Source organism: Pseudomonas sp. TS_SC_3, assembly GCF_056156225.1.
Window position 1 is genome coordinate 3420502 of the sequence record NZ_CM149586.1, and the last position, 13295, is coordinate 3433796.

Genomic DNA, 13295 nt, shown 5'->3' on the forward strand with positions numbered 1-13295 from the left:
GAGACCCCACTGCCATGCTCGATATTCTCAACGATTTGATCTGGAGCAAGCTGCTGATCGTGATGCTGATCGGCCTTGGTCTGTACTTCACCATCGCCTCGCGTTTCGTCCAATTTCGCTACTTCGGCAGCATGTTCCGCATCTTCGGTGAGGCCTTCCAGCGCCAGCCGGGTCAGCTCAGCTCTTTCCAGGCGTTGATGCTGTCGGTCGCCGGCCGCGTCGGTGCCGGTAACATCGCCGGTGTCTCGGTGGCCATCATGCTTGGTGGTCCCGGTGCCATCTTCTGGATGTGGGTCGTAGCGTTGGTCGGCATGGCCACCAGCTACTTCGAGTGCTCCTTGGCGCAGCTGTACAAGCGCCGTGAAGACGACGGCACCTACCGTGGTGGCCCGGCCTTCTACATTCAGCACGGCCTGGGCCAGCGCTGGTTGGGCATCGTGGTGTCGATCCTGCTGCTGGTGACGTTCGGCTTCGGCTTCAATGCCGTGCAGTCGTTTACCGTGGCCAGCTCGATGCATGACACCTTCGGCCTGCCGACCCATATTAGCGGCCTGATTCTGACCGTGGTAATGGGCCTGATCATCTTCGGTGGCATCAAGCGCATCGCTAAGTTTGCTGACGTGCTGGTGCCGGTGATGGCCTTCTCCTACATCGGCATGGCACTGTTCGTGATCGGCAGCAACATCGACGCCGTTCCGGCCACCCTGGCGCTGATCATCAAAAGCGCGTTCGGCCTGGAGCCAGCCTTTGCCGGTGGTATCGGTGCCGCCATCATTATGGGTGTGAAGCGCGGCCTGTTCTCCAACGAAGCCGGCCTGGGTAGCGCACCAAACGTCGCCGCCGTCGCCGAGGTTAAGCACCCCGCCGCGCAAGGTATCGTGCAGTCGCTGAGCGTGTTTATCGACACCATCATCCTGTGCAGCAGCACCGCATTGATCATCCTGCTGTCGGGCGTGTATCAGCCGGGCACCGAAATGGCCGGCGTTGTGCTGACCCAGACTGCGGTCGCCAGCGTGGTCGGTGAGTGGGGCCGGGTGTTCGTCACCGTGGCGCTGCTGCTGTTCGTCTTCACCACCCTGATTTACAACTACTACCTCGGCGAAAACGCCCTGGGCTTCTTCAGCAAGAAGCGCGGCCCGGTGGTGGTTTACCGTGTGCTGGTCGTGGCACTGGTACTCTGGGGTTCGGTACAGGATCTGGGCACCGTGTTCGCCTTCGCGGACGTGACCATGGGCCTGCTGGCCATCTGCAACCTGATTGCCCTGGCGCTGCTGTTTAAGGTTGGTCTGCGTTTGATGCGCGACTATGACAATCAGATCAAGGCCGGCGTAGAGTCGCCCGTGTTTGATGCGAAGAACTTCGCTGACCTGGACCTCGACCCAGCTGCCTGGCCTAACGCCGCGCAGGGCGCAGCAGCTAACCCTGCGGAAATCAGCAACAGCGCGCATCAGCGCTAAGCCGTAGCAAGCACTGCAGTTGCTGTAACAAACAGGGGGCTTGGCCCCCTGTTTTCTTATAAGAACAATGAAAGTACGGAGACCCCTGATGGGTTGTCAAAAACTTCTGGTGCTCTACACCGGTGGCACCATCGGTATGCAGATGAGCGCCAATGGCCTGGCACCGGCATCCGGCTTCGAAGCGCGGCTGCGCCACCAGCAAATGCTGGGCACCCAGTCGTTACCCGAGTGGACCTTCCGCGAGCTGCTGCCACCAATCGACAGCGCCAATATGAACCAGCACAACTGGCTAGAGATGGTCGCGGCGATTCGCGCCGGCATCGAGCAGGACGGCTGCGACGGCGTGCTACTGCTGCACGGCACCGACACCCTGGCCTACAGCGCTGCGGCGCTGAGCTTTCTGCTGTTGGGCCTGCCCGTACCGGTGATTCTCAGCGGCTCGATGCTGCCGGCCGGTGCTGAGGGCAGCGATGCCTGGGGCAATCTGTTCGGCGCCATGCGTGCGCTGCAGGCCGGCGTCACGCATGGCGTGCACCTGTATTTCAATGGCGCGCTGCTGCATGGCGCACGAGTGAGCAAGCTGCGCAGCGATGCCTTCGACGCCTTCCACGTGCTGCCGCGTCAGCGCCAGAGCCCACGGGCCGACAGCATCCCAACCCGCATCGACTACCGACAGCCACGTCAGCCGGTGAACCTGGCCGTGCTGCCGTTTTACCCCGGCATTCACGCCAGCCATGTTCGCGCCCTACTCGACAGCGGCGTCCAGGGCCTGCTGCTGGAATGCTACGGCAGCGGCACGGGCCCGGCGGACGATGCCGAACTGCTCGGCGTACTCAAGGCCGCCCATGCGCGCGGCGTGGTACTGGCGGCCATCAGCCAGTGCGCCCACGGCCATGTTGAATTTGGCGTGTATGCAGCCGGCAGCCAATTGGCCAGCGCCGGGCTGATTTCCGCCGGCGGCATGACCCGCGAAGCGGCGCTGGGCAAGTTGTTCGCCCTGCTCGGTGCTGGCCTTAGCCAGAGCGAAGTGGAACACTGGTTTGCCTTAGATGTGTGCGGTGAACGCGCCGATTGATGCATCCGTCCTTGCAGCTAGGCTGTAAGGCTCAACCCCACCGAGGAGCCCGTGCCATGCCGATTCGCATTCCCGTCGAGATTCGTCCGGTCACCAGCGCTGATCACACTGCCTGGCTGCCCTTGTGGCAGGGCTATCAGCGTTTTTACATGACCGAGATTGCCGCCGCGACCAGCGATACCACCTGGCAGCGCTTCCTCGACCCGGCCGAACCGATGCACGCGGCGCTGGCTTGGCATGAAGGTCAGGCCATTGGCCTGGTGCACTGGATCTACCACCGCTCGACCTGGACCACCGGCGACTACTGCTACCTGCAGGATCTGTTTATCGCCAAGGACATTCGCAGCAGCGGCGCCGGCCGTAAATTAATTGAGCACGTCTACCAGCAAGCCAAAGAGCAGGGCTGCTCACGCACTTACTGGCTGACCCACGAGAGCAACAGCCGCGCCATGCTGCTGTATGAACGCATCGCCGAGCGCTCAGGGTTTATCCAGTACCGCAAAGTTTTTTGAGCCGGCTGACGCATTGACCTAGAGGTCAGAAAAACACCTAAGACGCTTGCCGCCGATGCCGCTCGCGGCTATCGTTTGCGCCACGCCCGGCTACCTGCGCCGGCCGCGCACCTGGATCAGCAGACAGGGTAAACACTGAGCTGGCTAACCTGAACCCAACTTCAGAGGAGCCAACTCAATGGCTGCTACGCGTATCTGGATCAAAAACCCCCTCGCCATCTTCACCGCCAACAACCTCGACGCCGCCGGCGGCCTGGTGATTGAAGACGGTGTGATCAGTGAACTGCTCAAGGCCGGCCAGCAGCCTTCACAGCCCTGCGATCAAACCTTCGACGCCCGTGAGCATGTGCTGCTGCCGGGGCTGATCAACACCCACCATCACTTCTACCAAACCCTCACCCGCGCCTGGGCCCCGGTGGTCAACCAGCCGTTGTTCCCTTGGCTGAAAACCCTGTACCCAGTGTGGGCACGCCTGACGCCCGAGAAGCTCGCCCTGGCCAGTAAAGTGGCCCTGGCCGAACTGCTGCTGTCCGGTTGCAGCACCGCGGCGGATCACCACTACCTGTTCCCCGGCGGCCTGGAAAACGCCATCGACGTGCAAGTCGAAGCCGTGCGCGAACTGGGCATGCGCGCCATGCTCACCCGCGGCTCCATGAGCTTGGGCGAAGCCGATGGCGGCCTACCGCCGCAGCAAACCGTGCAGCAGGGCGAGGTGATCTTGGCCGACAGCCAACGGCTGATTCATCAGTACCACCAGCGTGGCGACGGCGCGCAAATCCAGATCGCCCTGGCGCCCTGCTCGCCGTTCTCGGTGACCCAAGACATCATGCGCCAGAGCGCTGAACTGGCCGAAGAGCTGGACGTGCGCCTGCACACTCACCTGGCGGAAACCCTCGACGAAGAAGACTTCTGCCTGCAGCGCTTCGGCCTGCGTACTGTGGATTACCTAGACAGCGTCGGCTGGCTCAGCTCACGCACCTGGCTGGCCCACGGCATCCACTTCAACCCGGATGAAATCGCCCGCATGGGCCAAGCCGGCACCGGCATCTGCCACTGCCCAAGCTCGAATATGCGCTTGGCCTCGGGCATCTGCCCGACCCTTGATCTGCGAGCGGCCGGCGCGCCCATCGGCCTTGGCGTGGATGGTTCGGCCTCCAATGACGCCTCGAACATGATCCTCGAAGCGCGTCAGGCCCTGTATATCCAGCGCCTGCGTTACGGCGCCGAAAAAATCACCCCAGAACTGGTGCTGGGCTGGGCCAGCAAGGGCTCGGCCACGCTGCTGGGCCGCAGCGATATTGGCGAGCTGGCGGTGGGCAAACAGGCCGACCTGGCCTTGTTCAAGCTCGACGAGCTGCGCTTCTCCGGCAGCCACGACCCGATTTCCGCGCTGCTGCTGTGCGGCGCCGACAAGGCCGATCGGATGATGATTGGCGGCCAATGGCGGGTGATCGACGGCCAGATCGAAGGCCTGGATGTGGCCCAGCTGATCGCCGATCACCGCCAGGCGGCGAAGGAGCTGATTGCTGGAGCCTGATCAGGCAGCTGATCGGACAACGCGCGCAGTGGTTGGACAGGGCCACTGACGGCTGCTTAGTTGATGACTCGGGCCGCCGCTCAAGTGGCGGCCTTTTCCCACGCCCTGGCTGGAGCCACCGCATGAACACACTGCCCACTCTGATTGCCCTGTTAACCGCCAGCGGCATGGCCCAGGCCGCCAATCTGCCGGCATTTAAGGTCACCTGCCCGACCGACCTCACCGTGCGCGCCGAGGCCGGCGGCCCGGTTTATATCAACGATAAACAGATGGTCCTGCACAAACTCAGCGAGCAGTTCTTCGAAGCCAAAGGTGAAGGCGTGACCCTGTCCATCAGCCTGAATGCCAACGGCTCGCCACTGGTGTCCTACACCGGCAAACAGGGCGCCCATGGTATCTGCGAAAAGACCGAGGCAATGGCCCCAGCAGCTGACCCAGCAAGGGAGCCAATGGCTGATTGAACCATCAGAACACCGACCAGCCGATCCGCTCGCTCAGCAGCTCCAGCGCCTTGATTCCGGCCAGGGAGTTACCGGCAGCGTTCAGTTCCGGCGACCACACGCACACGCTGAAACGCCCCGGCACCACCGCGACGATGCCACCGCCGACGCCGCTCTTGCCCGGTAAACCCACGCGGTAGGCAAAGTTACCCGCCTCGTCGTACAGGCCACTGGTGGCCATGATCGCGTTGACCTGCTTGCTCTGCCGCGCGCTAAGCACTTGCTCGCCGCTGTGTTTGCAGAAACCATCGTTGGCCAGAAAACAGAATGCGCGCGCCAGGTCGACGCAGCTCATGCGCAGCGCGCAGTAACTGAAGTAGCTGCGCAGTACCGTTTCCACATCATTGTGAAAATTGCCGAACGACTGCATCAGGTAGGCTGCTGCTGCGTTGCGGGCGCGGTGTTGGTATTCCGAGTCAGCCACTTTGCTGTCGACCACCACCTCGGGATTACCGGCCAAACGGCGGACGAAGTCGCGCATCGACAACAGCGGCGCGGCAAAGCGCGACTGGTTGATATCGCAGATCACCAGGGCACCGGCGTTGATAAACGGATTGCGCGGGCGGCCACGCTCGAACTCCAGCTGCACCAGCGAATTGAACGGCTGGCCAGAAGGCTCATGGCCCAGGCGCTGCCAGATATCTTCACCGGAATGCTGAATCGCCTGCACCAGGCTGAACACCTTGGAAATGCTCTGCACGGAAAACGCCGTGTCGGCATCACCGGCGCAGTACAGCTCGCCGTCGTTGCTGTACACCGCAATGCCCAGCTGATTGGCCGGCACATCGGCCAGCGCCGGGATGTAATCGGCCACCTTGCCCTGACCAATCAGCGGGCGGACTTGCTCAAGAATTTCATTCAACAACGCTTGCATGCTCAGGCTCACCCCAAGGCCCGAGCGCACCTCGGACGATGGCAGGTAGACGCTTGCCTGGCGGCGCTGATCACACCGCAAGGGTGTCCCACAGCCTAAATGCTCGGTTGACGACCCCGCAGGGTGGATGACGCTTTATCCATCCACCAAACCACGAGGGGTGGATGAGAAAAGCATCATCCACCCTACACAGCCCTGGCGTAACGGAACGCGCCGGCTAGAACTTCTCCGCGCGCAGCACTTCCACCTGGGCCAGGTAGCAGACCATGGCGAAGTTGGCGTAGTAGCGCGCCTGTAAGTGCTCGGCGATGCGCTCGGCGATATCGCGGGCGCAGATGATTTCCAGGCGGATATTGCCCTCGGTGTCCCAGCCGGCGCTGCGCACGCCACGGCCGCCCCGGCCACGGGCATCAGAAATGGTCCAGCCGGGGGCGCCAAGCTGCTCCAGGTCAGCCACCAGCTTTTTCTCCAGCGCGGCCTCACAGATCACCGTGAGCAGGGTGCGCGTGTGTGCATTCATATCAGAACCCCCAGGCAATGAGCTGTTCAGCCAGCATCAGGTACAGCGGGATGCCAAGCAGGATGTTGAAGGGAAAGGTAATACCCAGCGAGGCCGTGAGCGACAGTGAGGGGTTGGCTTGTGGCAGCGCCAAACGCAGTGCCGCGGGCACGGCGATGTACGAGGCCGAAGCGGCCAGCGTCGCCAGCACCGCCGTACCGCCCAGGCTTAGGCCCATAAAGCGAGCCAACAGCGCACCGACCAATGCGCCAAAAAGTGGCATCAGCAAGGCAAAGCCGAGCAGGCGTAGGCCAAATTGCTTGAGCGCACCGAGTTGCCCGGAGGCAATCAGGCCCATTTCCAACAAGAAGAACGCCAGTACCGGTTTGAACATGCTGGTGTAGAGCGGCTCCAGCGGTTTAATCCCTTCCTTGCCAGCGATGGCGCCAATCACCAGGCCGCCAAGCAGCAGCATGATGCTCTTGCCGAGGAAGATCTCCCGGCCGAGTTCGCCCCAGTTGGTATCGCGCGCCAGGCCCTTGGCCAAGAGGATGCCGACCAGAATTGCCGGGATTTCCAGAATCGCCACAAACAGCGGCATGTAGCTCTCAAACTCGATGCCTTTGGCCAACATGTAGGCCACCACCACGGCGAACGTACCGGCGCTGACCGAGCCATAGTGCGCTGCCACAGCCGCCGCGTTGACCCGGTCAAACCCCAACCCGCGCAACACCGCGAACGCCAGCAGCGGCAATACCACCCCCAGCGCCAGCACCAGCCCAGCCTGGCCGAGCAATTGCCAGCTGGCCTGCTCAGCCAGCTCCACCCCACCGTGCAGACCAATCGCCAGCAGCAATATGATCGACAGGGTTTCATACAACGCGGGTGGCAGTTTCAGCTCGCTTTTCAGCAAGCCGGCGACCAGGCCGAACACAAAGAACAGCACAACCGGATCCAGACTCACTGCACGTACCTCCGTCGACTTATTAGCAACTAGACGCTCGCGGCGTCACATTGCTTGCTCACTTAAAAGGTCATGCCCCTCCGCCAGGCGTGCTGATACTCGCGGTCTGTACCCGGCCAGGCTAAATAACCCAGCAGAGCACAATGGGGCATAACCGAAAAAAGGGAGCCTTACGGCTCCCGGGGGACTCAGGCACCAGGCCCAAAACCCATGCCGGCGCCGCTTAGTGCAGCACCGGCGGTGTAAAAAGAAGCCCCAAAAAAGCCATTTAAACGGCCGGGGCCTCTGAGGTTAACCTTCAATTTCCACCAGCACATCACCCGGATTGACCCGGTCGCCCTTGGCCACATGCACCGCTTTCACGGTACCGGCAATGGGCGCCTGCACTTCGCTTTCCATCTTCATCGCTTCGCTGATTAGCACCGCTTGGCCGGCTTTAACGGCATCGCCAACCTTAACCAGCACATCGACGATATTGCCCGGCATGCTGGTGCTGACATCTCCCGGCGCGCTGGCTTGCTTGCGCTTGTTCGCGCTCCCGGCAACAAAATCATTGAGCGGCTCGAACACCACTTCTTCCGGCATGCCGTCGATGGACAGATAGAAGTGGCGCTTGCCGTCGCTCTTCACGCCAACACCGGTGATGTCCACGCGGTAGCTTTCGCCGTGCACATCCACCACAAACTCGGTCGGCACGCCTTCACCACCGGCTGGGGCCACGCCGCCTGCTTCCGGAACCGGCAGCAGCACTTCCGGGGTCAGGCTGCCAGCGGCGCGTTCTTCAAGGAACTTGCGGCCAATGTCCGGGAACATGGCGTACGTCAGCACGTCTTCTTCGGATTGCGCCAGGCTGCCGACTTCCTCGCGCAGCTTGGCCATTTCCGGCTTGAGCAGGTCGGCCGGGCGCACGTCGATGACGTCTTCGCTGCCAATCGCCTGCTTGCGCAGTTGCTCGTTGATCTTGCCCGGCGCCAAGCCGTAGCGGCCCTGCAGGTAGAGCTTCACTTCGTTGGTGATGGTCTTGTAGCGCTCGCCGGCGAGCACGTTGAACACCGCCTGGGTGCCGACAATCTGCGAGGTCGGCGTGACCAGCGGCGGGTAGCCAAGGTCTTCGCGCACCCGTGGGATTTCCGCGAATACTTCGTTGATGCGGCTCAGCGCGCCCTGCTCTTTGAGCTGGTTAGCCAGGTTGGACATCATCCCGCCCGGCACCTGATTAACCTGCACGCGGGTGTCGACGGCGGTGAATTCACTTTCAAACTGGTGGTACTTCTTGCGCACGGCGTGGAAGTACAAACCGATTTCCTGAATCAGCGCCAGGTCCAGACCGGTGTCGTATTGGCTGCCCTTGAGCGCTGCAACCATCGACTCGGTGCCCGGATGGCTGGTGCCCCAGGCCATGCTGGAGATGGCGGTGTCGATATGGTCGGCGCCGGCTTCAATCGCCTTCATCTGGCACATCGAGCCCATGCCGGCGGTGTCATGGCTGTGGATAAACACCGGCAGGTCGACTTCAGCCTTCAGCGCCTTAACCAGGTCGAAGGCCGCATAAGGCGTCAGCAGGCCGGCCATGTCCTTGATCGCCACCGAATCAATACCCATGGCTTGCATGGCCTGGGCCTGCTTAACGTAGGCCTCGACGGTGTGCACCGGGCTGACGGTGTAACTCAGGGTGCCTTGGGCATGCTTGCCGGCCGCCTTCACCGCCTCGATCGACACGCGCAGGTTGCGCACATCATTCATGGCATCGAAGATGCGGAACACGTCGATACCGTTGACCGCCGCCTTGGCTACAAAGGCCTTAACCACGTCATCGCTGTAGTGGCGGTAACCGAGCAGGTTTTGCCCGCGCAGGAGCATTTGCAGGCGGGTATTGGGCAGCGCCGCCTTGAGCTGGCGCAGGCGCTGCCAGGGGTCTTCCTTGAGGAAGCGGATGCAAGCGTCGAAGGTCGCGCCGCCCCACACCTCCAACGACCAGTAACCGACCGCGTCGAGCTTGGCACAGATTGGCAGCATGTCTTCGGTGCGCATGCGCGTGGCCAGCAGCGACTGGTGAGCGTCGCGCAGGATGGTGTCGGTGACGGTGATTTTTTTGTTAACAGCGGGCTTGCTCATAATTTCCCCTACAGGCCGGCGTGGGCAGCAATGGCGGTGGCAATGGCGATGGCCAGGTGCGACGGGTTGCGCTTGATCGAGTACTCGGTCAGCTCAGGGTGCGCCTCGACAAAACTGGTGTTGAACTGGCCGCTGCGAAATTCCGGGTTACGCAGGATTTCCTGGTAATAGGCGGCGGTGGTTTTCACCCCCTGCACGCGCATGTCATCCAACGCACGCAGGCCACGGGCCAGGGCTTCTTCCCAGGTCAGCGCCCAGACCACCAGCTTCAGGCACATGGAGTCGTAATACGGCGGAATGGTGTAGCCGGTGTAGATCGCCGTATCGGTGCGCACGCCAGGGCCGCCGGGCGCGTAGTAGCGGGTGATCTTGCCGAATGAGGGCAGGAAGTTGTTCTTCGGGTCTTCGGCGTTGATGCGGAACTGCAGGGCAAAACCGCGGTGGATGATGTCTTCCTGCTTAACCGACAACTCCAGACCGGAGGCGATGCGAATCTGCTCGCGGACGATGTCGATGCCGGTAATTTCTTCGGTGATGGTGTGTTCCACCTGCACCCGAGTGTTCATCTCCATGAAGTACACCTCGCCCTCGGCGAGCAGAAACTCCACGGTGCCGGCGTTCTCGTAGCCCACCGCTTTGGCGGCGCGCACGGCGAGGTCACCGATATAAGCGCGTTGCTCAGGGGTCAGCTGCGGGCTGGGGGCGATTTCAATAAGCTTCTGGTTGCGCCGCTGGATCGAGCAATCACGCTCGAACAGGTGCACCACGTTGCCGAAGCTGTCACCGAGAATCTGCGCCTCGATGTGCTTGGGATTGACGATGCATTTTTCCAGAAACACTTCCGCCGAGCCGAACGCCTTGGTGGCTTCGGAAATCACCCGCGGGAAGTTCTGCTCCAACTCCTCACGGCTGTTGCAGCGGCGGATACCGCGACCGCCACCGCCGGAGGTGGCCTTGAGCATCACCGGGTAACCGATGCGGTCGCCCTCGCTCAGTGCCTCGGCGATATCCGCCACGTTGCCTTCAGTGCCGGGGGTGACCGGTACGCCAGCCTTAATCATGCTGCGCCGCGCTTCGGTCTTGTCGCCCATGCGGCGGATCACTTCGGCGCTTGGACCAATAAACTTGATCCCACGCTCGGCGCAGATGTCAGCCAGTTCAGCGTTTTCCGAAAGAAAGCCATAACCGGGATGCAGCGCATCACAACCGGTTTCCACCGCCAAGTTGACCAGCTTGCGCGGGTTCAGATAACCAGCCAGCGGCTCCTCGCCGATGCTATGGGCCTCGTCGGCACGCTTTACGTGCAAGGCGTGGCGGTCGGCATCGGCATACACCGCCACCGAGCGAATGCCCATTTCGGCACACGCTCGCACGATCCGTACGGCAATCTCACCGCGGTTGGCTATCAGGATTTTCTTGATCACGAGCCAGCATCCTCGATCACGTGAGCAGGCAACCGACAAAAGCGGTCGACGTATGACCGCAGCAACAGGTGCGGTCAGGCGCTCACGCTACGCTGGCTTGGCGATTAACCAAAATCAATATTTATTGGGTTTAGTATAAGTAAAAACTTATAGTTGAGCCGCAAGCCACCAACCGTATGGGAAAACTACGTGCGCAAGTCATTAATGAGAATGACATTTCGTCAGATTCAGGTATTCCGCTCAGTCTGCAGCCACCTGTCCTACAGCCGTGCGGCGGAGGAAATGGCCCTGACGCAACCCGCCGTCAGCCTGCAAATTCGCCAGCTGGAAGAACTGATCGGCCAGCCACTGTTCGACTACGTGGGCAAAAAGCTCTACCTAACCGAGGCCGCCGAAGCCCTGCAACGCGCCAGCGCGGATATTTTTGGCCGCCTGGAGAGCTTCGACATGCAACTCTCCGATTTGCAGGGCTCACTGCAAGGGCAGCTGAGCCTGGCTGTGGAATCCAGCGCCAAGTACTTCGTTCCACACTTGTTCGCGGCTTTTCGCCAGCAATACCCCGAAGTTAGCCTGCAGCTGGTGGTGACCAACCACACCCAGGCACTCAAGCGCCTGAACGCCAATCGCGACGACCTGCTGATCATGTCGCGGGTGCCCACGGACATGAACCTGGAGTTTCTGCCCTTCCTGACCAACCCGATTATCGCCGTGGCCCCGCCCGATCATCCGTTGTGCAGCCAAGGCCCGCTGAACCTGCAAGACCTCAGCAGCTTCCCGCTGCTGGTCCGCGAAGCCGGCTCCGGCACGCGCCAGGCCTGTGAAGAATATTGCCACCAGAAGCGCGCACACTTCGCCCAGACCTTAGAGGTCGGTTCAATGGAAGGACAATGTGAAGGGGTAATCGCCGGGCTCGGCCTGGCGCTGCTGCCACGCCACGCGGTACGCCGCGAACTGGAGTGCGGCGCCCTGCGCGAACTGCCGGTGGCTGAACTGCCGCTGCTGCGCAGCTGGTGCCTGGTACACCCGCGCGGCAAATACCTATCACCGGTGGCCCAGGCGTTTTTCGCTTTCGTACGCGATCAGCGCAGCCTGATCAACGCCCTGGCTGAGCGCTTTGCTGCTGCAACGCCTGCTTCCCCGCCACATAGTTAGCGGCGACCAGCTCCGGGTAATCGAGCAATTGCTGCTGCAACCGACGCCGCTCAGCATGCGCTTCGATGGCGCGGCGGTACTCCATGCGGCGCTGGTCGAGCAGCTTGCGCCGGGATTTGGCGTCAGTGCTTTCGTGAGACGAAGGTGTATCCAGATAGCCAGACATAGGGGCAACTCCCAAGCTGAATAAGGGAGTACCAGCATCTGCTCTCGATATGACGGTTTGATGGCCACGCGGTAACGCGGCGATGACATCAGCGCTGTACTCAGTCTTCGTTGCTCTTATGCGCCTTGGGCGACAGGCGCAGGCTGCGCAAGCTGCGTTTAACGCTCTTGAGGTGGTTGACCAACCCTGGGCCACGGGCCATGGCCACGCCCATGGCGAGCACATCGATCACCACCAGGTGGGCGATGCGCGAGGTCAGCGGCGTGTAGATCTCGGTGTCTTCCTGCACGTCGATGGCCAGGTTAACGGTGGCCAGGTCGGCCAACGGGGTTTGGCTTGGGCACAAGGTGATCAGCGTGGCGCCGGTTTCACGCACCAGGTTGGCGGTGATCAGCAGATCCTTGGAGCGCCCAGACTGCGAGATGCAGATGGCCACATCGGTGGGCTTCAAGGTCACCGCACTCATCGCCTGCATGTGCGGGTCGGAATAGGCGGCCGCCGTCAGCAGCAGGCGGAAGAACTTGTGCTGGGCATCCGCCGCCACCGCGCCGGACGCACCGAAGCCATAGAACTCCACACGCTGGGCGTTGGCGATCGCCGCGATGGCCTGCTGCAGGGCTTGAGTATCGAGCTTCTCGCGCACCTCGATCAGGGTGTGCAGGGTGGTGTCAAAAATCTTCAGGCTGAAGTCGGCGACCGAGTCGTCTTCATGAATGGCGAACTGACCGAAACTGGCGCCAGCAGCCAGGCTCTGCGCTAATTTCAGTTTGAGGTCTTGGAAACCGGTGCAGCCAATCGCCCGGCAGAAGCGCACGATAGTCGGCTCACTGATCCCCACGCTGTGCGCCAGCTCAGCCATGGAACTGTGCATGACCGACGCCGGATCGAGCAGAACATGCTCCGCAACTTTGAGTTCCGATTTGCGGAGTAGATGACGCGACTGGGCAATGTGCTGCAACAGGTTCACAGGTTTAGGCTCGACATTTGGCTAACGAATCCATCAAGCACGCCGCATCGGAG

13 protein-coding genes are annotated in these 13295 nt (G+C 61.7%); 6 read left to right on the plus strand and 7 right to left on the minus strand.

Translation table 11 applies throughout. The features are described 5' to 3' along the window. Nucleotides 1-14: 14 nt before the first annotated feature. From AC0J6G_RS16100 to AC0J6G_RS16120, 5 genes are all read left to right on the plus strand, one after another. Nucleotides 15-1457, plus strand: coding sequence for an alanine/glycine:cation symporter family protein (locus tag AC0J6G_RS16100; protein ID WP_475249397.1), 1443 nt, complete (start codon nt 15-17; stop codon nt 1455-1457). Nucleotides 1458-1545: 88 nt separating this feature from the next. Further along, entirely contained in the window at nt 1546-2532 is a 987-nt protein-coding gene (locus AC0J6G_RS16105) for an asparaginase (protein WP_475249399.1), read from the plus strand. A 56-nt stretch (nt 2533-2588) separates the two neighbouring features. Continuing rightward, nucleotides 2589-3044, plus strand: coding sequence for an N-acetyltransferase family protein (locus AC0J6G_RS16110; protein WP_475249401.1), 456 nt, complete (start codon nt 2589-2591; stop codon nt 3042-3044). Nucleotides 3045-3222: 178 nt separating this feature from the next. Continuing rightward, complete coding sequence (locus tag AC0J6G_RS16115; RefSeq protein WP_475249403.1) at nt 3223-4581, plus strand: 8-oxoguanine deaminase; 1359 nt, start codon at nt 3223-3225, stop codon at nt 4579-4581. 122 nt (nt 4582-4703) lie between these two features. Further along, nucleotides 4704-5042, plus strand: coding sequence for a hypothetical protein (locus AC0J6G_RS16120; RefSeq protein WP_475249405.1), 339 nt, complete (start codon nt 4704-4706; stop codon nt 5040-5042). A gap of 4 nt (nt 5043-5046) precedes the next feature. Here the strand turns inward: AC0J6G_RS16120 and glsB are convergent, their stop codons facing one another. The 5 genes from glsB to AC0J6G_RS16145 form a co-directional block, all read right to left on the minus strand. Further along, nucleotides 5047-5955: a glutaminase B gene (glsB, locus tag AC0J6G_RS16125; RefSeq protein WP_475249407.1), complete on the minus strand. Its 909-nt coding sequence runs from the start codon at nt 5953-5955 to the stop codon at nt 5047-5049. A gap of 217 nt (nt 5956-6172) precedes the next feature. Then, nucleotides 6173-6475 (minus strand): DUF3240 family protein, encoded by a 303-nt coding sequence (locus tag AC0J6G_RS16130; RefSeq protein WP_475249409.1) that lies wholly within the window; start codon nt 6473-6475, stop codon nt 6173-6175. A 1-nt stretch (nt 6476) separates the two neighbouring features. Further along, complete coding sequence (locus tag AC0J6G_RS16135; RefSeq protein ID WP_475249411.1) at nt 6477-7418, minus strand: sodium-dependent bicarbonate transport family permease; 942 nt, start codon at nt 7416-7418, stop codon at nt 6477-6479. 291 nt (nt 7419-7709) lie between these two features. Next, nucleotides 7710-9533: a sodium-extruding oxaloacetate decarboxylase subunit alpha gene (gene oadA, locus AC0J6G_RS16140; protein ID WP_475249413.1), complete on the minus strand. Its 1824-nt coding sequence runs from the start codon at nt 9531-9533 to the stop codon at nt 7710-7712. Between the two features lie 8 nt (nt 9534-9541). Beyond that, nucleotides 9542-10957, minus strand: coding sequence for an acetyl-CoA carboxylase biotin carboxylase subunit (locus tag AC0J6G_RS16145; protein ID WP_475249415.1), 1416 nt, complete (start codon nt 10955-10957; stop codon nt 9542-9544). 189 nt (nt 10958-11146) lie between these two features. Between AC0J6G_RS16145 and AC0J6G_RS16150 the strand changes: the two genes are divergently transcribed. Further along, complete coding sequence (locus tag AC0J6G_RS16150; protein ID WP_475249417.1) at nt 11147-12109, plus strand: LysR family transcriptional regulator; 963 nt, start codon at nt 11147-11149, stop codon at nt 12107-12109. Here AC0J6G_RS16150 and AC0J6G_RS16155 read toward each other — a convergent pair. After that, the gene (locus tag AC0J6G_RS16155) at nt 12051-12275 is read right to left on the minus strand and encodes a PA3496 family putative envelope integrity protein (RefSeq protein WP_475249419.1); all 225 of its coding nucleotides are present in this window, start codon (nt 12273-12275) and stop codon (nt 12051-12053) included. The two genes, AC0J6G_RS16150 and AC0J6G_RS16155, sit on opposite strands and share 59 nt — an antisense overlap. Nucleotides 12276-12375: 100 nt before the next feature. Further along, the gene (gene hexR, locus AC0J6G_RS16160; protein WP_475249420.1) at nt 12376-13242 is read right to left on the minus strand and encodes a transcriptional regulator HexR; all 867 of its coding nucleotides are present in this window, start codon (nt 13240-13242) and stop codon (nt 12376-12378) included. Between the last annotated feature and the right edge of the window lie 53 nt (nt 13243-13295).